This window comes from Streptomyces sp. PT12 (genome assembly GCF_003311645.1).
In the GTDB taxonomy this organism is placed as follows: domain Bacteria; phylum Actinomycetota; class Actinomycetes; order Streptomycetales; family Streptomycetaceae; genus Streptomyces.
The window spans coordinates 78,818-105,754 of sequence record NZ_QEST01000235.1 but is presented as its reverse complement, the minus strand read 5'-3'; the positions used below and the strand labels follow the sequence as shown (position 1 = coordinate 105,754).

25 protein-coding genes are annotated in these 26,937 nt (G+C 73.1%); 14 read left to right on the top strand and 11 right to left on the bottom strand.

All coding sequences use genetic code 11. The features are described from left to right. Positions 1 to 7: 7 nt before the first annotated feature. On the bottom strand, positions 8 to 1,147 hold the full coding sequence (locus tag DEH69_RS24745) for an 8-amino-7-oxononanoate synthase (protein WP_258534934.1): 1,140 nt from the start codon (positions 1,145 to 1,147) through the stop codon (positions 8 to 10). 194 nt (positions 1,148 to 1,341) lie between these two features. On the opposite strand from DEH69_RS24745, the gene bioB reads away from it, so the two are divergent. From bioB to yicI, 9 genes are all read left to right on the top strand, one after another. Next, positions 1,342 to 2,406: a biotin synthase BioB gene (gene bioB, locus DEH69_RS24740; protein WP_113689189.1), complete on the top strand. Its 1,065-nt coding sequence runs from the start codon at positions 1,342 to 1,344 to the stop codon at positions 2,404 to 2,406. Beyond that, entirely contained in the window at positions 2,399 to 3,742 is a 1,344-nt protein-coding gene (locus DEH69_RS24735; RefSeq protein WP_113689188.1) for an adenosylmethionine--8-amino-7-oxononanoate transaminase, read from the top strand. Before bioB ends, DEH69_RS24735 begins: the two co-directional genes overlap by 8 nt. Next, positions 3,739 to 4,500: a dethiobiotin synthase gene (bioD, locus tag DEH69_RS24730; protein WP_113689331.1), complete on the top strand. Its 762-nt coding sequence runs from the start codon at positions 3,739 to 3,741 to the stop codon at positions 4,498 to 4,500. The genes DEH69_RS24735 and bioD overlap by 4 nt, the downstream gene beginning before the upstream one ends. 145 nt (positions 4,501 to 4,645) lie before the next feature. After that, entirely contained in the window at positions 4,646 to 5,653 is a 1,008-nt protein-coding gene (locus DEH69_RS24725; RefSeq protein ID WP_113689330.1) for a LacI family DNA-binding transcriptional regulator, read from the top strand. A gap of 21 nt (positions 5,654 to 5,674) precedes the next feature. After that, positions 5,675 to 6,913, top strand: a complete 1,239-nt coding sequence (locus DEH69_RS24720; protein WP_113689187.1) for a sugar ABC transporter substrate-binding protein — start codon at positions 5,675 to 5,677, stop codon at positions 6,911 to 6,913. An 8-nt stretch (positions 6,914 to 6,921) separates the two neighbouring features. Then, positions 6,922 to 7,821 (top strand): carbohydrate ABC transporter permease, encoded by a 900-nt coding sequence (locus tag DEH69_RS24715; RefSeq protein ID WP_113689186.1) that lies wholly within the window; start codon positions 6,922 to 6,924, stop codon positions 7,819 to 7,821. A gap of 5 nt (positions 7,822 to 7,826) precedes the next feature. Continuing rightward, positions 7,827 to 8,669 (top strand): carbohydrate ABC transporter permease, encoded by an 843-nt coding sequence (locus tag DEH69_RS24710; RefSeq protein WP_113689185.1) that lies wholly within the window; start codon positions 7,827 to 7,829, stop codon positions 8,667 to 8,669. A gap of 14 nt (positions 8,670 to 8,683) precedes the next feature. Then, positions 8,684 to 10,099 carry a GH1 family beta-glucosidase gene (locus tag DEH69_RS24705; protein WP_181727591.1) on the top strand — a complete coding sequence of 472 codons (1,416 nt, stop codon included), beginning with the start codon at positions 8,684 to 8,686 and terminating at the stop codon, positions 10,097 to 10,099. Next, positions 10,096 to 12,393, top strand: coding sequence for an alpha-xylosidase (gene yicI, locus DEH69_RS24700; protein WP_113689184.1), 2,298 nt, complete (start codon positions 10,096 to 10,098; stop codon positions 12,391 to 12,393). Before DEH69_RS24705 ends, yicI begins: the two co-directional genes overlap by 4 nt. On the opposite strand, the gene DEH69_RS24695 is transcribed toward yicI, so the two are convergent. After that, entirely contained in the window at positions 12,321 to 12,902 is a 582-nt protein-coding gene (locus DEH69_RS24695; RefSeq protein ID WP_113689183.1) for an SET domain-containing protein, read from the bottom strand. The genes yicI and DEH69_RS24695 overlap by 73 nt on opposite strands. Before the next feature lie 65 nt (positions 12,903 to 12,967). On the opposite strand from DEH69_RS24695, the gene DEH69_RS24690 reads away from it, so the two are divergent. Both DEH69_RS24690 and DEH69_RS24685 read left to right on the top strand, forming a co-directional pair. Next, the gene (locus DEH69_RS24690) at positions 12,968 to 13,195 is read left to right on the top strand and encodes a hypothetical protein (protein WP_113689182.1); all 228 of its coding nucleotides are present in this window, start codon (positions 12,968 to 12,970) and stop codon (positions 13,193 to 13,195) included. A 12-nt stretch (positions 13,196 to 13,207) separates the two neighbouring features. Further along, on the top strand, positions 13,208 to 13,843 hold the full coding sequence (locus tag DEH69_RS24685) for an endonuclease (protein WP_113689181.1): 636 nt from the start codon (positions 13,208 to 13,210) through the stop codon (positions 13,841 to 13,843). A gap of 24 nt (positions 13,844 to 13,867) precedes the next feature. Here DEH69_RS24685 and DEH69_RS24680 read toward each other — a convergent pair whose 3' ends face one another. The 3 genes from DEH69_RS24680 to DEH69_RS24670 all read right to left on the bottom strand — a co-directional run bounded on the left by DEH69_RS24680 (position 13,868) and on the right by DEH69_RS24670 (position 17,481). After that, entirely contained in the window at positions 13,868 to 14,728 is an 861-nt protein-coding gene (locus tag DEH69_RS24680; RefSeq protein ID WP_258534933.1) for an amidohydrolase, read from the bottom strand. Between the two features lie 67 nt (positions 14,729 to 14,795). Further along, positions 14,796 to 16,136, bottom strand: coding sequence for an enolase C-terminal domain-like protein (locus DEH69_RS24675; protein ID WP_113689179.1), 1,341 nt, complete (start codon positions 16,134 to 16,136; stop codon positions 14,796 to 14,798). Between the two features lie 157 nt (positions 16,137 to 16,293). Further along, on the bottom strand, positions 16,294 to 17,481 hold the full coding sequence (locus DEH69_RS24670) for an MBL fold metallo-hydrolase (RefSeq protein ID WP_113689178.1): 1,188 nt from the start codon (positions 17,479 to 17,481) through the stop codon (positions 16,294 to 16,296). A 188-nt stretch (positions 17,482 to 17,669) separates the two neighbouring features. Between DEH69_RS24670 and DEH69_RS24665 the strand changes: the two genes are divergently transcribed. The 3 genes from DEH69_RS24665 (at position 17,670) to DEH69_RS24655 (ending at position 19,346) form a co-directional block, all read left to right on the top strand. Then, positions 17,670 to 18,428, top strand: coding sequence for a histidine kinase (locus DEH69_RS24665; protein ID WP_113689177.1), 759 nt, complete (start codon positions 17,670 to 17,672; stop codon positions 18,426 to 18,428). A 56-nt stretch (positions 18,429 to 18,484) separates the two neighbouring features. Next, entirely contained in the window at positions 18,485 to 18,991 is a 507-nt protein-coding gene (locus tag DEH69_RS24660) for a gluconokinase (RefSeq protein ID WP_113689176.1), read from the top strand. Between the two features lie 73 nt (positions 18,992 to 19,064). After that, positions 19,065 to 19,346, top strand: coding sequence for a hypothetical protein (locus DEH69_RS24655; RefSeq protein ID WP_113689175.1), 282 nt, complete (start codon positions 19,065 to 19,067; stop codon positions 19,344 to 19,346). A 74-nt stretch (positions 19,347 to 19,420) separates the two neighbouring features. On the opposite strand, the gene DEH69_RS24650 is transcribed toward DEH69_RS24655, so the two are convergent. From DEH69_RS24650 to DEH69_RS24625, 6 genes are all read right to left on the bottom strand, one after another. Then, positions 19,421 to 20,425 carry a sugar phosphate isomerase/epimerase gene (locus DEH69_RS24650; RefSeq protein WP_113689174.1) on the bottom strand — a complete coding sequence of 335 codons (1,005 nt, stop codon included), beginning with the start codon at positions 20,423 to 20,425 and terminating at the stop codon, positions 19,421 to 19,423. A gap of 42 nt (positions 20,426 to 20,467) precedes the next feature. After that, the gene (locus DEH69_RS24645; RefSeq protein WP_113689173.1) at positions 20,468 to 21,643 is read right to left on the bottom strand and encodes a Gfo/Idh/MocA family protein; all 1,176 of its coding nucleotides are present in this window, start codon (positions 21,641 to 21,643) and stop codon (positions 20,468 to 20,470) included. A gap of 89 nt (positions 21,644 to 21,732) precedes the next feature. Continuing rightward, positions 21,733 to 22,797, bottom strand: coding sequence for a substrate-binding domain-containing protein (locus DEH69_RS24640; RefSeq protein ID WP_113689172.1), 1,065 nt, complete (start codon positions 22,795 to 22,797; stop codon positions 21,733 to 21,735). Between the two features lie 30 nt (positions 22,798 to 22,827). Next, entirely contained in the window at positions 22,828 to 23,880 is a 1,053-nt protein-coding gene (locus tag DEH69_RS24635) for an ABC transporter permease (protein ID WP_181727590.1), read from the bottom strand. After that, on the bottom strand, positions 23,877 to 25,400 hold the full coding sequence (locus tag DEH69_RS24630) for a sugar ABC transporter ATP-binding protein (RefSeq protein ID WP_113689171.1): 1,524 nt from the start codon (positions 25,398 to 25,400) through the stop codon (positions 23,877 to 23,879). Before DEH69_RS24630 ends, DEH69_RS24635 begins: the two co-directional genes overlap by 4 nt. A 215-nt stretch (positions 25,401 to 25,615) precedes the next feature. Continuing rightward, the gene (locus tag DEH69_RS24625; RefSeq protein ID WP_113689170.1) at positions 25,616 to 26,803 is read right to left on the bottom strand and encodes an ROK family transcriptional regulator; all 1,188 of its coding nucleotides are present in this window, start codon (positions 26,801 to 26,803) and stop codon (positions 25,616 to 25,618) included. Positions 26,804 to 26,937 lie beyond the last annotated feature (134 nt).

Sequence of the window (26,937 nt, the reverse complement as noted above, 5' to 3'; positions counted from 1 at the left end):
GGCGGGGTCATGGGCGCGGGGCCGTGGCGAGGATCGTCGCCATCGCGCGGTTGAGCGCGCCCCTGGTCAGGTCGGCGCGGGCGGTCAGGCGCAGCCGCGAGATCCCGTCGGGAACGGACGGCGGACGGAAGCAGCCCACCGCGACGCCCGCCGCGCGGCACGCCTCCGCCCAGCCGACCGCGGCCTCGGGCGAGGGCGCGCGGACCGACACCACCGCGGCGTCGGGGCGCGCCGCGCTCAAACCGCCCGCGGTCAGCCGCCCGTGCAGGGTGGCCGCGTGGGACCTGGCGCGCGCGGCGCGCCCGGGCTCGCGGCGCAGCAGCCGCAGGGCGCCGAGCGCGCCGCCCGCGGCCGCGGGGGCGAGCCCCGTGTCAAAGATGAACGTGCGGGCGGCGTTGACCAGGTGGTCGATCACCCGGCGCGGGCCGAGGACCGCGCCGCCCTGGCTGCCGAGGGACTTGGAGAGGGTGACCGTCGCGACCACGTCGGGGGCGCCAGCGAGCCCCGCGGCGGCGAGCGCGCCCCTGCCGCCCTCGCCCAGCACGCCGAGGCCGTGCGCGTCGTCGACGATCAACGCGGCGCCGCGCTCCCGGCACACCGCGGCGAGCGCGGGCAGCGGGGCGGCGTCGCCGTCCACCGAGAACACCGAGTCGGTGACGGCCAGCGCGCGGCCCGTGTGGCGGTCGAGCGCCTTGTCGAACGCGGCGGGGTCGGCGTGCGGGACCACCGCGACCTCGGCGCGGGCCAGGCGGCAGCCGTCGATGAGCGAGGCGTGATTGCCCGCGTCGGAGGCGATCAGCGTTCCCCGGCCGCCGAGCGCGGTGAGGACGGCGAGGTTGGCGGCATAGCCGGAGGCCAGCACGAGCGCGGCCTCGAAGCCGCAGAACTCCGCGAGCTCCGCCTCGAGTTCGGCGTGCAGCGCGGTGCTCCCCGTGACCAGGCGCGAGCCCGTGGCGCCCGCGCCCCAGCGCTCGGCCGCCTCGACGGCGGCGGCGACCACCTCGGGGTGGCGGGCCAGGCCCAGGTAGTCGTTGCCCGCGAGGTCAAGCGGCGCCGCGTCGGCGGCGCGGGGGCGCAGACGGCGGTGGAGCCCGGCGCGGTGGCGGCGCGCGGCCTCGTCGTCGAGCCAGCCGAGGACGTCGTGCACCGGCCGCGGCCCTCCCGTTGTCTCAAGTCCCGTGGTCCCCTGGTCCCCTGGTCCCACGCGTTCCCTTGTGGGCTGCGCATAAAGGTAACGGGCGGTCATGCCGGGCGTCAGTGGCGATGTGCACATTCGGCGCCGCGGCCTCTTGTGGATTCTCTCCTTGGCCGGGCCGCGGCGCGTGGGCGAGGATCGAGCGCATGGACCTGCTGAACACCCTGGTGGACAAGGGACTTCGCCGCGAGGCGCCCACCCGCGACGAGGCGCTGGCCGTGCTGGCGACCACCGACGACCAGCTGCTCGACGTGGTCGCCGCGGCCGGGAAGGTGCGCCGCCAGTGGTTCGGGCGGCGGGTGAAGCTCAACTACCTGGTCAACCTCAAGTCGGGCCTGTGCCCCGAGGACTGCTCCTACTGCTCCCAGCGCCTGGGTTCCAAGGCCGGGATCCTGAAGTACACGTGGCTCAAGCCCGGCGAGGCCGCGGACGCCGCGAGCGCCGGGGTCGCGGGCGGCGCCAAGCGCGTGTGCCTGGTGGCCAGCGGCCGTGGCCCGACCGACCGGGACGTCGACCGGGTCTCGGAGACGATCGCAGCGATCCGCGAGCGGCACGCGGACGTCGAGGTGTGCGCGTGCCTGGGGCTGCTCGGCGACGGCCAGGCCGAGCGGCTGCGCGAGGCGGGCGCCGACGCCTACAACCACAACCTCAACACCTCCGAGGCCACCTACCGCGACATCTGCACGACGCACGAGTTCGGCGACCGCGTCTCGACGGTCGAACGGGCCAAGGCGGCCGGGATGTCGGCGTGCTCGGGGATCATCGCGGGGATGGGCGAGAGCGACGAGGACCTGGTGGACGTGGTGTTCGCGCTGCGCGCCCTCGACCCCGACTCGGTGCCGGTCAACTTCCTCATCCCCTTCGACGGAACGCCCCTGGCCGGAACGTGGGAGCTGACGCCGCGACGGGCGCTGCGGATCCTGGCCATGGTGCGGTTCGTATGCCCCGACGCCGAGGTGCGGCTCTCGGGCGGGCGCGAGCTGCACCTGCGGTCGTTGCAGCCGCTCGCGCTGCACATCGTCAACTCGATCTTCCTCGGCGACTATCTGACCAGCGAGGGCCAGGCGGGGCAGGCCGACCTCGACATGATCGCGGACGCGGGCTTCGAGGTGGAGGGCGCGGAGACGACGACGCTGCCCGAGCACCGGGCGCGCGACCTGGTGGCGGTGCGCCGCAGGGGCGCGGGCACGGAGCTGCCGCCCAATGCGTGAGCCATCGCCCGCGCCGTCGCCCACGCCGTCGCCCGCGTTGAATCCCGACGAGCTGCTGGCGCTCGACCGCGAGCATGTGTGGCACCCCTACGGCCCGATGCCGGGGCGGCATGAGCCGCTGGTCGTCGATTCGGCCTCGGGCGTGCGGCTGCGGCTGGCCCGACCGGCGTGGGGGCGGCGGGAGTTGGTGGACGGCATGGCGTCGTGGTGGTCGGCGTTGCACGGCTACGACCACCCGGTGCTCAACGCCGCGGTGACCGAGCAGCTCGGCCGGATGAGCCATGTGATGTTCGGCGGGCTCACCCATGAGCCCGCGGTGCGGCTCGCCAAGCGCCTCGTGGATATCACGCCCGCCCCGCTGCGCCATGTCTTCCTGTCCGACTCCGGCTCGGTCTCGGTCGAGGTGGCCATCAAGATGTGCCTCCAGTACTGGCGTTCGCTGGGGCGCGGGGGCAAGCGGCGGCTGCTGACGTGGCGCGGCGGATACCACGGCGACACCTGGCACCCGATGTCGGTGTGCGATCCCGAGGGCGGGATGCACGACATCTGGTCGGGGGCGCTGCCGCGGCAGATATTCGCCGATGTGCCGCCCGCGGGGTACGACGCGGAGCCCGACCCGGCGTACGCCCGCGCGCTGCGCGAGCTGATCGCGCGGCACGCGGACGAGGTGGCGGCGGTGATCGTGGAACCGGTGGTGCAGAACGCGGGCGGCATGCGGTTCCACTCCCCCGGCTATCTGCGGGTGCTGCGCGAGGCGTGCTCGGAGAACGACGTGCTGCTGGTATTCGACGAGATCGCCACGGGGTTCGGCCGCACGGGCATGCTGTTCGGCGCGGACCACGCGGGGGTCGCGCCCGATGTGATGTGCGTGGGCAAGGCGTTGACCGGCGGGTATCTGTCGATGGCGGCGACGCTGTGCACCTCGCGCGTGGCCGAGGGGATCTCGCGGGGCGAGGTGCCGGTGCTCGCGCACGGGCCGACGTTCATGGGCAACCCGCTGGCCTCGGCCGTCGCCAACGCCTCGATCGGGCTGCTGCTTTCGGGGGACTGGGCGGGGGAGGTGGCCAGGGTCGGGGCGGGCCTGCGGGCCGGGCTCGCCGCGGCCGAGGGGCTGCCCGGGGTGCGGGAGGTGCGGACGCTCGGCGCGATCGGCGTGATCGAGCTGGACCGCGAGGTGGACGTCGCGGCGGCGACGCGCGCCGCGGTGGGCCTCGGCGTGTGGCTGCGGCCCTTCCGCAACCTGGTCTACACGATGCCGCCGTATGTGACCGACGACGCGGATCTGGCGCTGATCTGCGACGCGGCGTGCGCGGCGGCGCGGGCGGCGGCGCGATGAACGGCGACGGCGCCGACGGGCGTGGCGTAAACGGTGGGCTGCCCGCGCGCGTGCTCGTCGTGACCGGCACGGGCACCGGGGTCGGCAAGACCGTGGTGACGGCGGCGCTCGCGGTGGCCGCGCGGGCGGCGGGGCGTTCGGTCGCCGTGCTCAAGCCCGCGCAGACCGGGGTGGGCGGCGGCGAGGACGGCGACCTGGCCGAAGTGGCGCGGCTCGCTGGCCCGTTGCCCGCGCCCCTGACCACCAGGGAGCTGGCCCGTTACCCCGAGCCGCTGGCGCCAGCGACGGCCGCGCGGCGGGCGGGGCTGCCGCCCGTGGCACCCGCCGACGCGGCCAAGGCGGCCGATGAGCTGGCCGACGAGCACGACCTGGTGCTCGTCGAGGGCGCAGGGGGGCTGCTGGTGCGGTTCGATGACGCGGGCGGGACCCTCGCGGACGCGGCGGTGCTGCTCGGCGCCCCCGTGCTGATCGTCGCCGAGGCGGGTCTTGGCACGCTCAACGCCACCGCGCTGACCGCGGAGGCGCTGCGGGCGCGGAGGCTGGCCCCGGTGGGCGTGGTGGTGGGCAGCTGGCCCGCCGCCCCCGACCTGGCGGCCCGCTGCAACCTGACCGACCTGCCCGAGGCGGCGGGCGCCCCGCTCCTGGGCGCGCTGCCCGCGGGCGCGGGCGCCCTCCCCGAGGCCGACTTCCGCGCCTTGGCCCCGCGCTGGCTCGCCCCACCCCTCGGCGGCACATGGCGCCTCGCCCTGCACCCCTGAAGGACACCGCCCCGCGGCAGGGCCCCGGTACCTCCCCGGAGGGGAACCCCTTGCCGAAACCGCACGGATGTGCGTAGCATCCCGTTGCCATCGATCGAATCGATTCGATTGACGCATGGACGAACGCCTCACCCAAGGGACCGGGATGGCAACGATCAAGGACGTCGCCGAGCGCGCGGGAGTCGCGCCCAGCACGGTGTCATACGTCCTCAGCGGCTCGCGGAAGATCTCCGACGAGACCGCGACGGCGGTGCGCGCCGCCATCGCCGAGCTCGGCTACCACCCGAGGGCCAGCGCGCGGACGCTGCGCCGCGCGCGCAGCGAGGTGCTGGTGCTCGCCGTGCCGAGGGAGCGCGGCAAGTACCGGGCCATGGACGGGCGGTTCGCCGTGGAGATCAGCGACGCGGCGCGCGACCACGGCTACGACCTGCTGATGATGACGGACCCCGACGGCGTGGGCGGGCTGCGCCGCGTCGCGCGCAGCGGCCTCGCGGACGCCGCGATCCTCATGGCGGTCGCCGAGGCCGACCCCAGGATCGCGGCCCTGCGCGATCTCGGCTTTCCCACCGCCCTGTTGGGCCACGGAAACGAGCGCGACGAGGCCGAGCTGTCCTGGGTCGACCTCGACTGGGCCGCGGCCGTCGCCCTTGCCGTGCGGGAGACGGTGGCCGCGGGGCACCGGCGGATCGTGTTCTGGTCGTCGGCCGACCACGAGATCGCCGCCCGCAGGGGCTACGCGCTGCACGGCCTGTCGGGCGCCGAGGCCGCCGCGCGGGAGACCGGGGCCGAGGTCAGGGTCGTTCCCTCAAGCGCCGACCCCGGCGAGCTGCGGGCCAGGCTGCGGCGCGCGCTTCGCGTGAGCCCCGCGGCGACCGCGTTGATCGTGCAGCACCTCATCCCGCTCGACACGCTCCTCGACGAGCTGGCCGCGCTGGGGCTCGGCTCGCCGGACCAGCTGGCCGTCGTGCTGGTCGGCAGCCTGCCCAACGAGCCGGGCCCGGGGCGGCTGCCGCGCATCGACCTGCCCGTGGGGCAGATGTCGGCCGCCGTCGCCGGGCTCGCCGTCGCGGCGATCGACGCGGGGCCTCCCCGCCACGAGCTGATCCCGCCCCGGCTCGCCGGGGGTCCCCCCATACCTCCGCCGCACCCCTGATCCGAAGGAGCCGTTAAACCGATGCGATCGAGATCCGGGCGCAGAGTCGCGCCCGCCGCGGCCCTCGCCTTGGCCGGTTCCATGACCGCCGCCGGGCTCTCCGGCTGCGCCGCCGAGCCCGACCCCGGCACCGTCACGGTGCTCAACTCGGCGACCGACACCGCGGAGCACGAGGCCAACCAGGAGTTCTTCGACCGCTGCGCCGAGCCGCTCGGCCTGCGGGTCGAGCAGGTGAGCGTGCCCGCCGACCAGGTCGCGTCGAAGGCGCTGCGCATGGCGTCGTCCGACTCGCTGACCGACATCCTGGAGCTCGACGGCTCCGAGCTGCCACAGTTCGCCGAGACGGACGGGCTGCGGCCCATCGACGAGGTCGGCGTGGACACCTCGGGGCTCTCCGACAGCGCCAACGCCCTCGGCTCCCACGACGGGGTCCAGTACGGCGTGGCGCGCTCGGTCAACTCCCTCGCGCTGGTCTACAACACCGAGATCTTCGCCGAGGCGGGCCTCGAACCCCCCACCACCTGGGAGGAGTTGGAGACCACCGCCGCGGCGCTGACCCAGGGCGACACCTATGGCATGGCGTTCAGCGCCAGCCCGAACGCCGACGGCGTCTACCAGTTCCTGCCGTTCTTCTGGTCGGCGGGCGGCGACGAGGCGCGGCTGGACGACGGCGCGGGCGCGCCCGCGCTCCAGCTGTGGAAGGACCTGGTGGACGACGGGTCGGCCTCGCGTTCCGTCGTCAACTGGAACCAGCAGGACGTCAACGACCAGTTCATATCAGGGCGTGCCGCGATGATGATCAACGGCCCGTGGCAGGTGCCCGTGCTCAGCGCGCAGGACGACGTGGACTGGGCGGTGGCCAGCATCCCGGTGCCCGAGGCGGGCGGCGACCCGGTCCCGCCGATCGGCGGCACGGTGATGGCGGTGCCGAGGAACGACGGGGACCGCGAGCGCGAGGAGAACGCGGGCCGGATCCTGACGTGCCTCAACTCCGAGGAGAACCAGCTGGCCTGGGGCGAGCGCGTGAACAACGTGCCCACCCGCGCCTCGGCCGCGGCGGCCTACCGCGAGCAGAACCCCGAGCTGGCGCCGTTCGCCGACCTGGTGCTGACCGCGCGGTCGCGCACCGGCGAGGTGGGCACCCGCTGGCCGGTCGTGGAGACGGCGCTCGCGGGCGCGTTCCAGTCCGTGCTGACCGGCAGGCAGTCGCCCGACGAGGCACTGGGCACCGCCCAGCGCCAGGCGACGGCCGGGGAGTGAGGACGACGATGCGCTCCCGACAGCTCACCCCGCGGCTCACCCAGTGGCTCTTCGTGGCCCCGGCGCTGGCCTATCTGCTGGCCTTCTTCGGCTACCCCCTGGTCCGCAACGTGGTGATGAGCTTCCAGGAGTTCACGCCGCGCACGTACTTCACCGGAGAGGCCCCGTTCAACGGGCTCGACAACTGGCGGCGGGTCTTCGACAACGACCTGTTCAACGACGCGCTGTGGCAGACGATCCTGTTCACCGTGGGGTCGCTCGCGGGCCAGTTCACCATCGGCCTCGCCCTCGCGGTCTTCTTCTCGCGGCGCTTTCGCCTCTCGGGCTTTGTGCGGGCGATCCTGCTGCTGCCCTGGCTGGTGCCGATGGTGGTCTCCGCGGTGGTCTGGCGGCGGATCATGGACGAGGACCATGGCGTGCTCAACAGCTTCCTCGGCACACTCGGCCTCGCGTCCGACGGCGTGCCCTGGCTGAGCAGCCCCAGCGTCGCGCTGCTCTCGGCGATCCTGGTGAACGTCTGGATCGGCATCCCGTTCAACATGGTGATCCTCTACGGCGGGCTCCAGGAGATCCCGCGCGAGCTGTACGAGGCGGCCGCGCTCGACGGGGCGAGCCCGTGGCGGACGTTCCGCAGCGTGACGCTTCCGCTGCTGCGGCCCGTGGTGACCGTGGTGCTCGTCCTCGGGTTCATGTCCACGATCAAGATCCTCGACCTGATCCTGGCGCTGACCGGCGGCGGCCCCGCCGACTCCACGCAGACGCTCGGCACGCTCACCTACCAGCTGTCGTTCCTCCAGCTCGACTTCGGCCAGGGCGCGGTGGTCGGCAATGTCCTCATTCTCATCAGCGCCGTCTTCGCGGTGCTGTACCTGCGCGTCAACCGCGCCGATCTCAGGGCAGGGAAGTGAGAGCCATGTCAGGGACCGTGACCTCGGGGCGCCGCGAACGCGGCCGTGCGCGGCGCGCCTGGAACACCGCGGCCGCGCTGCTGATCCTCGCGGTGATGCTCTTCCCCGTGTACTGGATGATCAGCACCGCGCTCCAGCCGCACACCAGCATCGCGTCCACCGATCTCATCCCGACCTCGGCGGGCTTCGAGAACTTCTCCCACGCCCTCGACACCCAGGGCGGTTCGCTGGTGACCAGCCTGGTCGTCTCGCTCGGCGCGGTCGCGGTGTGCCTCGCGCTCGCCGCGCCCGCCGCGTACGGCCTGGCGCACTTCGGGCTTAGGGGCGGGGGCACCATCGTCTTCGCCACGCTGATCACGCAGATGGTGCCGGGCATCGTGGTGGCCAACGCCCTCTATAGCGCGTATGCCGAGCTTGGCCTGGTCAACTCCTATCTGGGCCTGATCCTGGCCGACGCGTCGCTCGGGCTGCCGTTCGCGATCGTGCTGCTGCGGGCGTTCATGGTGTCCATCCCGACCGAGGTAGTGGAGGCGGCGATGGTGGACGGGGCCAACCGCTTCACCGCGTTCGTCAGGATCGTCCTGCCGATGAGCAGGAACGCGCTGATCACCTCGGGGCTCTTCGCGTTCCTCTTCGCGTGGGCCGACTTCATCTTCGCGCTCACGCTCAACACGACCGACGACGTCAGGCCCGTGACGCTCGGCATCTACCAGTTCATCGGCGCGCATGTGAGCGACTGGGGAGCGGTGATGGCCACGGCCGTTTTGTCGGCGATCCCGGCGGCGATACTCCTCGTCGTTGCCCAGAAGTACATCGCCGCCGGGATCGCCGGCGGTTCACTCAAGTGAGGCCCGCCACCACCATGACTGTCACCGACCCGACCACCGTGAGCGAGGGCGCCGGTTTCCCGCGGTTCCCTCGGGGATTCTTCTTCGGCGCCGCCACCGCCAGCTACCAGATCGAGGGCGCCCACGACGTGGGCGGGCGCGGCCCCTCCATCTGGGACACCTACTGCCGCGAGCCGGGCCGCGTGGCCGAAGGCGCCACAGGCGACGTCGCGTGCGACCACTACCACCGCTACCGCGAGGACGTCGCGCTGCTGCGTGAACTCGGCGTGGACAGCTACCGGTTCTCCGTCGCCTGGCCCCGCGTCCAGCCGACGGGCGCGGGCCCCGCCAACGCGGAAGGGCTCGACTTCTACGACCGGCTCGTCGACGAGCTGCTGGCCGCGGGCATCTCCCCGGCCGCCACGCTCTACCACTGGGACCTGCCGCAGGCCCTTGAGGACAGGGGCGGCTGGCGCGTGCGCGAGACGGCGGAGCGGTTCGCCGACTACACGCGGCTGGTCGCCGAACGGCTCGGCGACCGCGTGGACCGCTGGATCACGCTCAACGAGCCGTTCTGCTCGGCGTTCGTCGGCTACGCCATCGGGCGGCACGCGCCCGGGGCGCGCGAGGGCCGGGGCGCGTTGGCCGCGGCGCACCACCTGCTGGTCGGGCACGGCCTCGCGGTACGCGCGCTGCGCGACGCGGGCGCGCGGGATGTCGGCATCACGCTCAACCCCGACCGCCTGCTGCCCGCGACCGAATCCCCCGCCGACCTGGCCGCGGTGCGCCGCGCCGAGACGCTGCACAACGCGGTGTGGCTCGACCCGCTGTTCGCCGGGCGCTACCCCGAGCACGAGCGGGAGACCTGGGGCGACCTCGCCGACGGCTCCTACCGGCGCGATGACGACCTCATCACGATCGCCGCCCCGCTGGACTTCGTCGGCGTCAACTACTACCGGCCGATCACCATCGCCGACGCGCCGCGCCGCGAGGCCGACCCCGCGGCCCGCACGGCCGTGGACATCGGCGTCGAGGAGTCCTGGCGGCAGGACGCGCGGCACACGACGATGGGCTGGCCGGTCGTTCCGCACACGTTCACCGATCTGCTGGTCGACCTCGGCCGGCGCTACCCGGAGCTGCCGCCGGTGATCATCACCGAGAACGGCTCGGCCGAGGACGACTCCGTCGCCGACGACGGCCAGGTCCACGACGCCGACCGGGTCGCCTACCTCCGCGACCATCTGCACGCCCTGGCCGCGGCCGTGGACGCGGGCGTGGATGTGCGCGGGTACTACGTCTGGTCGCTCATGGACAACTTCGAGTGGGCCTTCGGCTACGCGAAGCGCTTCGGCATCGTCCGCGTCGACTACGACACCCTCGAACGCCTCCCGAAGGACAGCTATCGCTGGTACCGGGAGCTGATAGCCCACCACAAGCAGGAGTGGCAGTGAAGTTCACCGACGGCTACTGGCTGATCCGCGACGGCGTCTCGGCGGCGTTCGCCAAGCAGGTCGCCGACACGGCGGTCCATGACGACCGCCTCGTCCTCCACGCGGCCGTGCGCCCCGTCGAGGTGCGCGGGCACACGCTCAACTCCCCGCTCATCACGGTCGAGTGCCACGCCCCGGCCGACGGCGTCATCGCGGTCAGGTCGACGCACCACGCGGGGGCGGCGGAGCGCGGGCCGCGCTTCCCGCTCGCCGGGGATCCCGGGCACCGTGCGAAGACGGCCGTGGACGGCTCGGTCGTCGAGCTGTCCAGCGGCTCGCTCACGCTGCGCGTGGACACCGCCGAGCCCTGGCGCCTCGACTTCGTCGCCGAGGGGCGCGTGCTGACGTCGGCGGGGAAGCGCGGCACTGGCTTTGTCACCATGGAGGACGGGCGCCAGCACGCGCTCGGCCAGCTCTCGCTCGGCGTGGGCGAGCTGGTGTACGGGCTCGGCGAGCGGTTCACGCCGTTCACGCGCAACGGCCAGTCCGTCGACATCTGGCAGGCGGACGGCGGCACGGCCAGCGAACAGGCGTACAAGAACGTGCCGTTCTACCTCACCAACCGCGGCTACGGCGTCTTCGTCAACCACCCGGGCCAGGTCTCCTACGAGATCGGCTCGGAGGCGGTCGGGCAGGCGCAGTTCAGCGTCGAGGGCCAGTCGATCGAGTACCTGGTCATCCACGGGCCGACGCCCAAGGAGATCCTGGACCGCTACACGGCGCTGACCGGCCGCCCCGCGCTGCCGCCCGCGTGGTCGTTCGGCCTGTGGCTGTCCACGTCGTTCACGACCGACTACGACGAGGCGACCGTCAGCCGCTTCGTCCAGGGCATGGCCGAGCGCGACATCCCGCTGAGCGTCTTCCACTTCGACTGCTTCTGGATGCGCGAGTACCAGTGGTGCGACTTCACGTGGGACCCCGCGGTCTTCCCCGACCCCGAGGGCATGCTCGCCCGGCTCAAGGAGCGCGGGCTGCGGGTGTCGGTCTGGATCAACCCCTACATCGGGCAGAAGTCCCCGCTCTTCCACGAGGCGATGCGCCAGGGCTTCCTGCTGCGCAGGCCAAACGGCGACGTGTGGCAGTGGGACATGTGGCAGGCCGGGATGGCGCTCGTGGACTTCACCAACCCCGAGGCCAGGCGCTGGTACGCGGACAAGCTGCGGGCGCTGGCCCGGCAGGGCGTGGACTGCTTCAAGACGGACTTCGGCGAGCGGGTCCCCACGGACGTCGTGTGGTATGACGGCTCCGACCCCGAGCGGATGCACAACTACTACACGCAGCTCTACAACGAGACGGTGTTCGGCGTGCTCACCGAGGAGCGCGGGGAGGGCGAGGCGGTCCTGTTCGCGCGCTCGGCGACGGCGGGCGGGCAGAAGTTCCCCGTCCACTGGGGCGGCGACTGCGAGTCCACGTTCGAGGCGATGGCCGAGTCGCTGCGCGGCGGCCTTTCGCTCGGCCTGTCGGGGTTCGGCTTCTGGAGCCATGACATCGGCGGCTTCGAGGGCACCCCGACGCCCGCGCTGTTCAAGCGGTGGGTGCAGTTCGGGCTGCTGTCGTCGCACAGCAGGCTGCACGGCAGCAACTCCTACCGGGTCCCGTGGGACTACGACGAGGAGGCGGTGGCCGTCACGCGGGACTTCACCCGGCTCAAGCACCGGCTGATGCCCTATCTGGCGGGCGCGGCGCGCGAGGCGGCCGAGCGGGGCGCGCCGGTGATGCGCGCGATGCTGCTGGAATTCCCCGACGACCCCGGCTGCCACACGCTCGACCGCCAGTACATGCTGGGCTCCGACCTGCTGGTGGCGCCGGTGTTCACCGAGGACGGCACCGTCGACTACTACGTGCCCGAGGGGACGTGGACGCATGTGCTCACCGGCGAGCGGGTGCGCGGCGGGGGGTGGCGGCGCGGGCGGTTCGGGTTCGACAGCCTGCCGCTGCTGGCCCGCCCCGGCTCGGTGATCCCGTTCGGCGCGGCCGACGACGCGCCCGTGTACGCGTGGGCGGACGGCGTGACGCTGCGCGTGCACGCGCCGGAGGACGGCGGCGAGACCGTCACCACGGTGCCATCGCCCGACGGCGGCGAGCCCGCGACGTTCACCACCAGGCGCGAGGGCGACGCGGTGACCGTGCGCGCGGCGAACGCCCCCGGCCCCTGGCGCGTCGTGCTCGCGGGCCCTGGCGGCTACGGCGATCCTGTGACCGTGCCCGAGGGCGGCACGTCGCTCACGGTCCCGCTGGCCGGATCCGCGGAGTGAGGCCCCTGGCCGTCGCTGTCGATCCTGGCCAGGAGGGCGGGGGTCCAGCGGCGGCCATAGGCGGCCCTGAGGGACGCCAGGCGCCAGTCGGCGCCCGTGACGCGGCCCCGGCACAGGGCGGTGCCGCAGCGGCACTCCATCGACCAGCTCTCCACGCCGGTCATGGTGGCGTAGTCGGATGTCAGCTCCTCGCCCTCGGCGATGGGGCGGCGGGCCTGGAGGGTCACGGCGTCCCGGTGCCACACGTTCGGGTCGCACGCGTGGTTGCCCAGGCTCGCGGGGTGCTCGGGGTCGGTGACCATGTGCAGTCCCGGGGCCACGGTGAAGCTGCTCGGCGGGGAGGTCGCGGCCAGCTCGGCGTCGTCGATCAGCGGCCCGCCGAACCGCGCCACCACCTCGCCCTCGGCGATGGGGGCGGTGGCGAACAGGCCGCGGCCCTGGATCGGTGAGCCCCGCACCTCGGCGCGCGGGGTCAGCCAGCACTCGGTCGGCAGATCCCTGGTGTCCACCCGGTGACGCTACCCGCGTTTCACCGGCCGACGCCCGGGCACTCGGCGCCGCGAGGTGGTGCAGCATGCCTGAACCGGGCAGCAAGAAGTACGACATTCATCGCGCCCATGGGCGCAAGGCCGCCGAGAACCAGGGCGTTCCCGACCGGCACGCCAACGCGGAGGCCAAGGAGTCCATGGAAGAGGACCCCACGTGGCGCCCCAGCGGGCCGCGCACCGAGCGCGGGCGCGGGCCGCTGTCCGAGCGCGCGGAGCGCGAGGCGTTCCGCGACCTCAGGCCGGAGACGGACTGACGGGGGGTCGGCATGAGCGAGCGGACAGAGCGAACGGCGCGGGCCCTGGTCGACCGCTGCGGTGAGACCTATGCCCAGCAGGCGGGCATCCGCCTGCGGAACACTCCCGCGCCGCTGTACCAGGCGCTGGTCCTGGCGCACCTGCTCTCGGCGCGCATCCGCGCCGATGTGGCGGTGGCCGCGGCGCGGGCGCTGTTCGACGCGGGGATGACGACGCCGCGGCACATGGCGGACGCCACGTGGCAGCAGCGGGTGGACGCGCTCGGCGTGGGCGGCTACCGCCGCTACGACGAGCGCACCGCGCGGCAGCTGGGGGACGGCGCCGAGCTCGCGCTCGACCGCTACGGGGGCGATCTGCGCGGGCTGCGCGGCGACGACGTGGCCGAGCGGCTGCGGGCGTTCCCCGGGATCGGCCCGATGGGCGTGGACATCTTCCTGCGCGAGGCCCAGGCCGTGTGGCCCGAGCACATCCCCTACATCGACGGGAAGGCGCGGGACGGCGCCGAGCGCGTGGGCCTGCCGCGCTCCCCCGGGGCGCTCGGCTCGCTGGTCGAGGACCGCGACGTGCCCAGGCTGACCGCGGGCCTGGTGCGGGTCGCGCTCGACAAGGACCTCGCCCATGAGGTCAGAAAGCGGGCGGAAGGCTGACCCGAGGCCCCGGGGCCGGGCCGTTCAGCCGGGGAACCCGAGGCCGTAGACACGCGAGGCCGTGCGGCCGAAGACGGCGTCGCGCTCGTTGGCGTTCAGCCCGGAGGTGAGCGCGCGGGCCAGCGTCAGCACCTCGTCGTAGCGCGCGGCGAGGGTGCACACCGGCCAGTCCGAGCCGAACATCAGCCGGTCGGGGCCGAACGCGCCGATCACCGTGTCCGCGTAGGGGCGCAGGCCCTCGGTGGTCCAGGACGCCCAGTCGGCCTCGGTGACCATGCCGGAGAGCTTGCAGTACGTGTTGGGCAGCGCGGCGAGCCTGGCGATGTCCCCGGCCCAGGTCTCGATCTCGCCCGAGGCGATCGGCGGCTTGGCCAGGTGGTCGAGGACGAACGTCACCTCGGGCAGCAGGGCGGCGACCTCGACGGCCGCGGGCAGCTGGTGGGGCAGGACGAGCAGGTCGTACACGAGGCCCGCGGCGGCCACGGCGAGCAGCCCGCGCCGCACGTCGTCGCGCAGCAGCCAGCGGGGGTCGGGCTCGCCCTGGACCTGGTGCCGGATGCCGGTCAGCAGCCCGCCGCCCGGCGCGTCGACGAGGGCGGCGAGCGCGTCGGCCACGGCGGGGTCGGTCAGGTCGGTCCAGCCCACGACCCCGGCGATCAGGTCGGAGGAGGCGGCGATGGCGAGCAGCTCGGGCGTCTCCTCTGGCACCGTCACCGTCTGCACGACCACGGTGGCGCTGACGCCCGCGGCGCGCGCCTCCGCGGCGAGGTCGGCCACGGTGAAGTCCCTGCGGATGGGCGCCATGGCCTCCCCCGTGATCCAGTCCTGGTCGCGGACGGCGAGGTCCCACAGGTGGTGGTGGGCGTCGATGACGGGGGCGGCCATGTCTCCTCCGGCGCTCATGTCTCTTCGGCGGGCAGCGGGACGCCGCGGGGGGCGGGGCCAGGGGCGTTCACGCGCCGGGCACCTCCCGTGGCGCCAGCTCGGCCGCCCAGAACTCGCCGTCGGGGTAGGCGTATTCGGCGAGGGTCGCCGGGCGCATCGCGGCGGAGAAGCCGGGGGTGCCCGGCGCCTGGTAGCGGCCCTTGACGACGCGGGCGGGGTCGATGAAGTGCTCGTGCAGGTGGTCGACGTACTCGACGACGCGGTCCTCGGTGGTGCCGCTGAGGGCGACGTAGTCGAACATCGCCAGGTGCTGCACCAGCTCGCACAGACCGACGCCCTCGGCGTGCGGGCAGACGGGCACGCCGTGCTTGGCGGCGAGCAGGAGGATGGCGAGGTTGTCGTTGACCCCGGCGACGCGGGCGGCGTCGAGCTGCACGATGTCGATCGCGCGGGCCTGGATGAGCTGCTTGACGATCACACGGTTCTGCGCGTGCTCGCCCGTGGCCACCTTGACGGGGGCGACGGCCTCGCGGATCGCGGCGTGGCCGAGGATGTCGTCGGGGCTCGTGGGCTCCTCGATCCAGTGGGGGTCGAACGGGCGCAGGGCGTCGACCCAGGCGATGGCGTCGGCGACGTCCCAGCGCTGATTGGCGTCGATGGCGATGCGCACATCGGGGCCCACGGCGTCGCGGGCCGCGCGCAGCCTGCGGATGTCGTCGTCGACGTCGGCGCCGACCTTGATCTTGATCTGCGGAAACCCCTCGGCGACGGCCCGCTCGGCCAGCCGGGTGAGCTTGGCGTCGGAGTACCCGAGCCAGCCGGGCGAGGTGGAGTACGCGGGGTATCCGTGGGCGCGCAGGTCCGCGGCGCGTGCGGCGGAGCCCTCCTTGCCGCGGCGCAGCAGGTCAAGCGCCTCGGCGGGGGTGAGGGCGTCGGTCAGGTAGCGGAAGTCGACCTGGGACAGCAGCCACTCGGGGTCCGCGTCGGCCAGGAGCCGCCACAGCGGCTTGCCCGCGCGCCGCGCGGCCAGGTCCCACGCGGCGTTCACCACGGCCCCGATGGCCATGTGCATCACGCCCTTCTCGGGGCCCAGCCAACGCAGCTGGCTGTCCCCCGTCAGGTCGCGGTAGAGCGTGCCGGGGTCGGCGGCAAGCTCGTCGGCGTCCCGGCCGACCACGTAGGGGGCGAGCGCGCGGATGGCCGCCACCTGCACGTCGTTCCCGCGCCCGATGGTGAACGCGAGGCCATGCCCTTCGGGCTCGCCGTCCGCCGACGTGTGGAGGGTGACATAGGCCGCGGAGTAGTCGGGGTCGGGGTTCATCGCGTCGGAGCCGTCCAGCTCCCGCGAGGTGGGGAAGCGGATGTCATGCGTCTCGATGGCGGTGATCCGCGCGGAACGTGGCGGCATGAACGGACCTTCCAGGAGGACGGCGCTCTGCGGGCACCCTAAAGCCGCACGTCACCCCCCACAAGTAAGTCCCCCACGCGTAAGTCCCCCACGCGTAAGCAGACGGCCCCGGTGGGGCACGGCCCCCAACCGCCCGGACACCCGCCAGGGCGGGCGGTCAGCCGTCGGCCGGGCGGGCGTTGAGCGAGGGGTCGGGGGTGCGGGCGCCGGGCGCGGGGCGGACGGCGACCGACTCCCACCACGAGCTGAGCGCAAGCCCGTCGGCGGGCTCGAACGACTCCCCCGGCCTGGGCACGGCCACCGTCACATCGGCCGCCTTGGCCTCGGCCACCGTGCGCTCGGCGGGCTCGTCCCAGGGGTGCATCGCGAGGTTGAACGTCCCCCAGTGAATGGGCAGCAGCACGCCGTGCGGGGCGCCGCCCGAGAGGTCGAGGTGCGCGCGGACGCCCTCCTCCGGCGTCATGTGGATGTCCGGCCAGTACGCGCTGCTGTAGGCGCCTATCTGGACCAGGGTGGCATCGAAAGGGCCGTGCTCGGCGCCTATCTCGGCGAAGCCGGGGAAGTACCCGGTGTCGCCCGTGTGGTAGACGCGGTGCTCGGGCCCGGCGACCACCCAGGACGCCCACAGCGTCTGCCAGCGGTCCCGCAGGCCACGGCCGCAGAAGTGCTGCCCCGGGGTGGCGGTCAGGGTGAGCCCGCCCACGGTCGCCGACTCCCGCCAGTCGAGCTCGACGACGCGCTCCTCGGGGACGCCCCAGCGCTCCAGGTGCGCGCCGACGCCGAGCGGCACGGCGAACACGGCGTCGCCCGCGATCAGCCCCCTGATGGTGGACATGTCGAGGTGGTCGTAGTGGTCGTGGGAGATCACCACCACGTCGAGGCGCCCGAGCTCCGCGAGCGCGACGGGGACGGGGTGCAGCCGCTTGGGCCCGGCGAAGGAGAACGGGGAGCAGCGCTTGCCGAAGACCGGGTCGAACAGCACGCGGTGGCCGTCGATCTCGGCGAGCACGCTGGCGTGCCCGAGCCAGGTCAGCCGCAGGCCCGAGGCGGGGACGTCGCCCTGGGCGGCGGGGCGGGCCAGGGGTATGGGGCCGGCCGGGGACCTGCGCATCCGCTCCGAGCGCCGCGCGAAGTCCCTGACCATGGACAGCGAGTCCCCGAACCCGCCCATGCGCACCGGTCGTTCGTTCCTGAAGGCGCCGTCGCGGTACTGCGGGGAGCGGCGCACGCGCTCAAGGCGCGCGCCCGTGGGCCTGGCCCCGAACGACGCGGGCCGCAGCCTGGCGAGCACGGAGGGGCGGGAAGACTTCTCGGAAACGGGCACTCGGGACGGCGAATCGGACATGAGGACCTCCCACAACGCGGCTGCCGCAACTCTAATCGACGGGGGTGACAACCGGTCACCCTGCGCGAGGATGAGAGGCGAACGAGGGTGTTCCCCGGGGTTCTCCACCCCTGAGTGGAGGGCCAGCCGTCGCGGAATCGCCCGCAGAGCCGATCCGTTGGGGCCGTCGCGGGCTTACGCTGGCCGCCATGGAGCGCCCATTCGATGGTGTGCGACGGCACTCGACGACGGTGGACCTCTCCCTCGCCGCGCTCGTCCTGACCCTGTGCGCGGTGAACATCGCCGTCGACCCCTCGCTGCGCGGCCACGACGGCGCGCTCGCGGTCCTGTTGATGCTCTCCCTCACGCTGGGCGTCGCCCTGCGGCAGCGGGTGCCCGAGGGCACGCTGCTCCTGGCGCTGCTCGCGTGCCTGACCCAGATCGTGTGGGAGAACGAGGCGTTGTGGGCGCCCAGCCTGGCCGTCTACGTCATCGTCTGCGCGGTGGCCGACCGGGGCGCCAAGTGGGCGGCGCGGCTCGCGCTCTTCGGCGGGATCGGCGCCACGGTGTTCGCGGCGGTACGGGAGTCGCGCGGCGCCGAGGGCACGGCCGAGCTCGTGCTCGGCTGGTCGGTGCCGCTGACGCTTGCCTGGGCGCTCGGCTACCGGGCGCGCTGCCGCCGCTGCTTGGGCAGGCAGCTGGCCGAACGCGCCGAGACGGCCGCGCTGATGCGCTCAGCGCGGCGCGAGGCGGCGCTCGCGACCCAGCGGATCGAGATCGTGCGCGAGATGTACGACATCACGGGGCAGCGGGTGGCTGGCATGGTGGTGCAGGCCGAGGCGGCCGACCGCATGCTGGACGCGGCGCCCGGGCAGGCGCGGCAGGCGCTCGGCGCGATCGCGAGCAACGGCCGCGAGTCGGAGACGGATCTGCGCAGGACGTGGGGGCTGCTGTCGCCGCGGGACTGAGGCTTGGGGGCGCGGGGCGTTTGGTGAACGCGCGTGCGGAGCCGGATAGTGGAGCCATGGCATCTTCCACGATCATCGTGATGGGCGTCTCGGGCTCGGGAAAGTCGACCGTCGCCGAGGGGTTGGCGCGGCGGCTCGACGTCCCGCTGGCCGAGGCCGACGACTTCCATCCGCGGGCCAACGTGGCCAAGATGTCGGCGGGCACCCCGCTGACCGACGAGGACAGGGAGCCCTGGCTCGACGCGCTCGGCGCGTGGCTGGCCGAGCGCGACCTGGCGGGCGGCGGCGGCGTGATGACGTGCTCGGCGCTCAAGCGGCGCTACCGCGACCGGCTGCGCGCGGCGTCGCCCGGCGTCTTCTTCGTCCATCTCAGCGGCGACTTCGACCTCATCGAGCGGCGCATGCGGGAGCGGAAGGGCCACTTCATGAAGGCGGGCCTGCTGCGGTCGCAGTTCGCGGACCTGGAGCCCCTTGAGCCCGACGAGCACGGCGTGGCCATCGACATCGGGCCCGCGCCCGACGAGCTGGTGGAGCGGGCGCTGAGGGCCGTTCCACGCGCCTGAGACCGCGGGGCGCCCGGCGGGCGGCGCGTCTGGAAGGATGGCCGGGGGACCGCCGCGCCACTGGGGAGGCACCGTGACGATCCACAGACTGCCGACCGTTCGGAACGACGAGCCTGAGCCGTTCCGCGAGATGTGGGTCACCTCGCTCGACGAGGCCGTGAGCGCGCTGAGGGCCGCCCAGGAGCTCGGCCTCGGCGTCGAGGTGCGGAACGTGATGCACCCCGACCCCAACCCCGACTCCGAGGACGAGGACGAGGACGAGGACGCGTCGTCGGAGTGGTGGGAGATCCGCCTGTTCGGCGAGGTCCCCGAGGAGGACCCCGACGAGGACGGCGGAGAGGCCGACGAGGAGTGAGGGCGTCGTCCCGACCGGTCGAGCGGCCCTTCGGGCCCGCGCCCGTCGGGGGCGCGGGCCCTGACGGGGGTGGGTCAGGAGTCGCCGCCGAAGGCCGAGTCGAACGACGCCGTGGGCGGGGGGTAGTCGTACGCCTTCAGGCGGGCCAGGGCCTCGGGGGCGCCCGCGAGGCGGTCCATGCCCGCGTCCTCCCACTCGACCGAGATCGGGCCGTCGTAGCCGATGGCCGTCAGCATCCGGAAGACGTCCTCCCACGCCACGTCGCCGTGGCCGGCGGAGACGAAGTCCCAGCCGCGCCTCGGGTCGCCCCACGGGAGGTGGGAGCCAAGGCGCCCGTTGCGGCCGTCGAGGCGGCGGCGGGCCTCCTTGCAGTCCACGTGGTAGATGCGGTCCTGGAAGTCGTACAGGAAGTTGACCGGGTCGAGGTCCTGCCAGACGAAGTGGCTCGGGTCGAAGTTCAGCCCGAACGCCGGGCGGTGGTCGACCGCTTCGAGGGCGCGCTTGGTCGTCCAGTAGTCATAGGCGATCTCGCTCGGGTGCACTTCGTGCGCGAAACGGACGCCCTCGGCGTCGAAGACGTCGAGGATCGGGTTGAACCGCTCCGCGAAGTCCTCGTAGCCCCGGTCGATCATGCCGGGCGGCACCGGCGGGAACATGGCGACCAGGTGCCAGATCGATGAGCCGGTGAAGCCGATGACGGTCTCGACGCCGAACGCGGCGGCCGCCCTCGCCGTGTCGGCCAGCTCCTTGGCGGCCCGCTGGCGCACGCCCTCGGGCTCGCCGTCGCCCCAGATGCGGGGCGCCAGGATGCCCTTGTGGCGCTCGTCGATGGGGTTGTCGCACACCGCCTGGCCCAGCAGGTGGTTGGAGATGGCCCAGCACTTCAGGCCGTACTTCTCCAGCAGGGCGTGGCGGCCCGCGATGTAGTCGGGCTCGGCCAGCGCGCGGTCCACCTCGAAGTGGTCGCCCCAGCAGGCGAGTTCGAGGCCGTCGTAGCCGAAGTCCCTGGCCAGGCGGCAGACCTCTTCGAGGGGCAGGTCGGCCCACTGGCCGGTGAACAGGGTGAAGTTCCGTGGCATGGTGCGTCTTCCCTTCAGATCCTCACTCGGGGGGTCAGATCCTCACTCGGAGGCCGGGACGGGGACGGGCGTGTGAACAGCGTTCTTCTCGGCGCTCTCCTCGACCGCCGCCAGCACCCGCTGCACCTGGAGACCGTCCGCGAACGTCGGCTCGGGCTGGGCGTTCTCCGCGATGGCGTGCACGAGGTCGCGCGCCTGGTGCGTGAACGTGTGCTCGTAGCCCAGGCCGTGCCCCGGGGGCCACCAGCCCTCGAGGTAGGGGTGGTCGGCCTCGGTCACCAGGATGCGACGGAAGCCGCCCTCGGCGTCCGGCAGTGTGTTGTCGTGGAACTCCAGCTCGTTGAGGCGCTCCAGGTCGAACGCGAGCGAGCCGTCGGAGCCGTTGATCTCGACGCGGAGCTGGTTCTTGCGGCCCGCGGCAAACCTGCTGACCTCGAACGACGCCAGCGCGCCCGAGGCGAGCCGCCCGTTGAAGACGGCGGCGTCGTCCACGGTGACCTCGCCGACCTGCCCGGGCTCTCCCCCGGGCAGGGGGCGCTGCTTGACGAACGTCTCGGTCTGCGCGGAGACGCCGACCAGCAGCTCCCCCGAGAGGTGCTGGGTGATGTCGACGATGTGCGCGCCCAGGTCGCCGAGCGCGCCCGAGCCCGCCTTCTCCTTGCGCAGCCGCCAGGCGAGCGGCATCGCCGGGTCGGCGGCCCAGTCCTGGAGGTAGCTGGCCCTGACGTGCCGCAGGGTGCCGAGTCGGCCCTCGGCGATGAGCTTGCGCGCCAGCACGAGGGCGGGAACGCGGCGGTAGTTGAAGCCGACCATGGCGAGCTGGCCGCGCTTGCGGGCCTCGATGGCCGCCGCGGTCATCGCCTCGGCCTCCTCGACCGTGTTGGCGAGCGGCTTCTCGCACAGCACGTGCTTGCCCGCCTCCAGGGCGGCGATGGCGATCTCGGCGTGGCTGTCCCCTGGGGTGCAGATGTCCACGAGCGACACGTCGTCGCGGGCGATGAGGACGCGCCAGTCGGTCTCGGCCGCCGCCCAGCCGAGACGGTCGGCGGCGGCCTCGACCCTGGACCGGTCGCGGCCGCACACGGCGGCCATCACGGGCGTGAGCGGCAGGTCGAAGGCGCGCCCTACGGTGCGCCAGCCCTGGGAGTGCGCGGCGCCCATGAAGGCGTAGCCGACCATGCCGACGCCGAGGGGAGGTGCGGGGGTGGAGTACGGCATCTGGTTCCCTGTCGGTTGGGGGTCGGTGTGGGGTCGGTGTGGGGTCGGTGTGGGGTCGGTGGGTGTGGCGTCGATACGGGTGTGACGGATCAGTTGAAGCCCGTCGGCAGGTACTGCTCGACGTTGTCGCGGCTGACGACGGCCGAGTAGAGGGTCAGCGAGGACGGGATCTCGAACTCGGCGAGGCCGTTGAGCCCCCTGGCCTGGCCGAGCGCCCTGGCCAGGTCGATGGCGGAGGCCGCCATCGTCGGCGGGTAGAGCACGGTGGCCTTCAGGACCGAGTCGTCGGCCTGGATGTGGTCCATCGCAGCCCGCGAGCCCGCGCCGCCGACCATGAGGAACTCGTCGCGGCCCGCCTGGGCGATGGCCTGGAGCGCGCCCGCGCCCTGGTCGTCGTCGTGGTTCCACAGGGCCTCGAACTCGGACTCGGCCTGGAGCAGGTTCGCCATGACCTCCTGGCCCGACTCCGTGGTGAACTCGGCGGCCTGGCGGGCCACCTTGGTGATGTTCGGGTAGTTGGCCAGGGCGTCGTCGAAGCCCTGGGTGCGCTGCTGGGTCAGCTCGAGGTTGTCGGGTCCCGAGAGCTCGACCACGCGGGCGTCCTGGACGTCGCGCAGCTGCTCGCCGATGAAGTGACCCGCGTTGAGTCCCATGCCGTAATTGTCGCCGCCGATCCAGCAGCGGTACGCCTGGGGGTTGTCGAAGATGCGGTCCAGGTTGATCACGGGCGTCCCGGCCCGCATGATCTCAAGAGCCGTGTCGGTCATGGCCACGCCGTCGGCGGGCAGGATGACCAGCACGTCGACGCCGCCGTTGACCAGGGCCTCCACCTGCCCGATCTGGGTGGCGGTGTCGTTGGAGCCCTCGGCGATCTCAAGGGTGACCTCTTCGTAGAGCTCGGCGCGGGCGCGGGCCTGCTCGTTGATCGCGTTGAGCCAGCCGTGGTCGGCCTGCGGGCCCGCGAAGCCGATGGTGACGGGCGCGCCCGCCTCCTCGCTCGCGGCCGGGGCCTGCTGCTCGGTGCCGCCCTCGTCATCGTTGGACTCGTTGCTCGTGCATCCGGCGATGAAGAGTCCGGAGGCCGCGGCGGCCCCGCCGAACAGCACGTTTCTGCGGCTCGCGAGCTGGCTCTTGCGTGAGCGTGAGGACTTCATGGTGATCGACCCTTCGGGGAGTACGGGGAGTTATGTGGTGGTCGCGGAGCGGCGCTGGAGCAGGACGGCGGCGACGATGATCGCGCCCTGGGCGATCTGCTGGGCCGCGCTGTCGAGCCCGTTGAGGATGAACAGGTTGGTAATCGTCTGGAAGACCAGGACGCCGAGCACCGAGCCGAGGATGGTGCCGCGGCCGCCGCTGAGCAGGGTCCCGCCGATGATGGCGGCGGCGATGGCGTTCAGCTCGTAGAGGTTGCCGTTGGTGTTCTGGCCAGAGCCCGTGAGGATGACCAGCATGAAGGCCGCGATGCCGCAGCACAGGCCCGACAGGGCGTAGAGCATCAGCCGCTGGCGGCGGACGGCGATGCCCGCGAGGCGGGCGGCCTCGGGGTTGCCGCCGATGGCCACGGTGCGGCGGCCGAAGGTGGTGCGGGTGAGCAGCAGCCAGCCGAGGACGGCCACCACGCCGAAGATGATCACCAGCGGCGGGACGCCGAGGATGAACGAGTCGCGGCGGCTCAGTTCGAGCACGGAGTCGACCGTGACGTTCTGGGTGGTGCCGCCGGTGATCTGGAGCGCCAGGCCGCGGGCCGACGCCAGCATGGCGAGCGTGGCGACGAACGGCACCATCGGGCCGAACGCGATGAGCGTGCCGTTGACCAGGCCGCAGCCGAGGCCGACGACGACCGCGGTGAAGGCCATGCCCCAGAAGCCGAACTCCTGGGTGGCCACGGTGGTGCACCACACGGATGCCAGCGCGACGATCGCGCCGACGGACAGGTCGATGCCGCCGCCGATGATGACGAACGTCACGCCGACGGTGACCACGCCGATGATCGACGCCTGGGTCAGGACCAGTTGGAGATTGGTCGTGGAGAGGAACGAGTCGGGCTCGGTGATGCCGCCGATCAGGATGAGGATCGCCAGCACGCCGAGGAGCGAGATAGTGTGGATGTCCGTCAGCTTCCCGAAGGCGAGGCGGGCACCCGAGCGCCCGCCGGCATCGGGCGGGGAGGCGCCCGGCGGCTCGCTCTTGGCGAGGGTGGACGACGATGCGGGTTCGGAGGTGGCGCCGTGGGTCACGCCGGGCTCCCTTCCATGACGAGGTCGAGCACCCGGTGCTCGTCGAGCTCCGGGGCGGGGGCGGTGTGGACGACCTGTCCCTCGCGCACCACGAGGATCCGGTCGGCCAGGCCGAGGACTTCGGGGATCTCGCTCGAGACGAGGAGAACGCCCACCCCCTGGTCGGCGAGGCGCCGGATCAGGGCATACAGCTCGGCCCTCGCGCCGACGTCGACGCCGCGGGTGGGCTCGTCGAGCAGCAGGACCTTGCAGTCGCGCAGCAGCCAGCGGGCCAGGACGGCCTTCTGCTGGTTGCCGCCCGAGAGCGTGCGGATGGCGATGTCGGGGTTGTCGGGGCGCAGCGACAGCTCGCGGGTGTGCTCCCTCGCGGCCTTGCGCTCCCCGCGGCGGTCGAGCCAGCCGCCGGTGGAGAAGCGGGACAGCGAGGAGATGGAGACGTTGCTCGTGATGGACTCGAGCAGGAACAGCGCCTGCGCCTTGCGCTCCTCGGGGGCCAGGCCGACCCCGGCGCGGACGGCGTCGATCACGTTGCCAGGGCGCAGCCTGCGGCCGTCGACGTGGACGCTGCCCGCGGTGGAGCGGCGGGCGCCGTAGATGGTCTCCAGGATCTCCGAGCGGCCCGAGCCGACGAGGCCCGCGAGGCCGACGATCTCGCCGGGCGCAACCTCGAGGTCGAACGCCGCGAACTCCCCGTCCCTGGCGAGCCCTTGAACGCTGAGCGCGGGCGCCACCGCGGCGTCGGCGGTGGGCGGCTCGGGCCGTTCGGGGAAGGGGTGCTCGATGTCGCGGCCCGTCATCAGGGCCACGATGTCGCGCGTAGCTGTCGTGCTCGCCGGCAGTCCGCGGGCGACGGCGCGGCCGTCCTTGAGCACGGTGACCCGGTCGCCGATGCGGCGTATCTCCTCCAGGCGGTGGGAGATGTAGACGATGGCGACGCCCGCCTGGGTGAGGCTGTCGACGATGCGGAAGAGGTTGTTGACCTCGTCGGGGTCGAGCACGGCGGACGGCTCGTCCATGATGATCAGCTTGGCGTCGTGGGAGAGCGCGCGGGCCATGCTGACGATCTGGCGGCCCGCGGCCGAGAGGGTGTTGACGACGCGGTCGGGGCTGATCTCGGGGTGGCCGAGCCTGGCCAGCAGCTCGGCGGTGGCCGCCCTCGCGGCGCCGTGGCGGACGAAGCCCGCCTTGGAACGCTCGTTGCCGAGGAAGACGTTCTCGGTGACGGAGACGTGCTCAACGAGGTCGAGCTCCTGGTAGATGGTGGCGATGCCGAGCCGCATCGCCGCGCTGGGCGAGCGGATGACGGTCTGTTCGCTTCGCCAGGTGATCTCGCCGCTGTCGGGCTGGTGGGCCCCCGAGACGACCTTGATCAGGGTGGACTTGCCGGCGCCGTTCTGCCCGAGGAGGCAGTGGACCTCGCCGGGGACGACGTCGAGGTCGACGCCCTGGAGGGCGCGGACGCCGGGGAAGGACTTGCTGATGCCGGTCAGCGTGAGTATCGGCGGTGGCGCGCTTGCCATGGCTGGCCTCCTCGGCGATGCCGGTGCGCGGGCGTGCGTGGGCAGGGTCGGGTGCGGGTCGGGCGTGGGGAGTGCTGCGGCTGCTTCGAGAGGGGTCGAACGGTGCGGACAGGTGAGGATGCGGCTTCGTGGTGGCCCGTTGAGGGCGGTCCGTCCGGTGGTCGAGCTTGTGGTCGAGCTGTGGCGCGTCGCGGCGAGGGCTGGCCCCGCCTCGGTCAGGTCGGGGTGTAGCTGAACAGGTGGTCGCTGATCAGGCGGGCCGCGCCGGTGACCCCGGCGGCGGGCCCGAGTTCGCCCAGGACGATGGGCAGGTTGCCGGTGGCCAGCGGGAGGGACTGCCGGTACACCTGGGTGCGGATGGCGGCGAGCAGCGTGTGGCCGAGCCCGGTGACGCCGCCGCCGATCACCACGAGGGCGGGGTTGAAGAAGCTCACGAGGCCCGCGATGACCTGGCCCGTGCGGTTCCCCCCGCGCCTGATGAGGTCGAGGGCGGCGACGTCGCCCGCCGACGCGGCGGCGGCCACGTCGGCGGCCGTGAGGCCGCCCATGGTCTCGAGCCTGCTCGCCAGCTCGGCCGAACGCCCGTCCCTCGCGGCGTCCTCCGCGTCGCGGGCCAGGGCTGCGCCGCCGAAGTACGCCTCCAGGCAGCCCCGGTTGCCGCAGGGGCACTGGCGCCCGTCGGCCTCGACCTGGATGTGGCCGATGTCGCCCGCGCTGCCCGTGGCGCCGCGGTGCACCTTGCCGTCGGCCACGATGCCGCAGCCGATGCCGGTGCCAATCTTGACGCAGATGAAGTCCTGCACGGAGTGGGCGACTCCGGCGTGCTGCTCGCCCAGCGCCATGAGGTTCACGTCGTTGTCCACCATGACCGGGCAGCCCAGCTCCTGGCCGAGCGCCTCGCGCACGGGGAAGCCGTCCCAGCCCGGCATGATGGGCGGCGCCACCGGGATCCCGTCGGGGAAGCGTACGGGCCCGGGGACGCCTATCCCGGCGCCGTCGAAGTGCTCGGCGAGGCCGTCGTCCTTGAGCTTGGCCACCATGGTCAGCACCTGCTCGAAGACGGCGACCGGCCCCTCGCGGACATCCATCGGCGCGGTCAGGTGGCCGAGGATCTCCAACTCCGGCCCGGTCACGGCCACGTCGATGGAGGTGGCGCCGATGTCCACGCCCAGGAAGCGCAGCCGCGGCGCGAGCCTGACGTTGTGGGAGCGGCGCCCGCCGCGCGACGCGGCGAAGCCGTCGCCGACCACGAGCCCCGTCTCAAGCAGCCGGTCGATCTCGACGGCGAGCTTGGAACGCGAGAGGTCGATCCGGTCGCCGAGCTGGGCGCGCGAGCTCGGGCCGCCATCGCGCAGCAGGCGCAGCAGGCGCGCCTGATGCACGTTCCCGGGTCGAGCCGTCATCCGCCTCACGCTGTCCCTCCCGCCACCGTCGGCATCGGGCCCCGACGCGAGGTCCGCGCCGGGCTTCGGGTGGGGAATGTAGCAGTGGGCTGGCGGGGTGGGAAGAAGTTCTGCACAAATCGTTAGGACTTTCC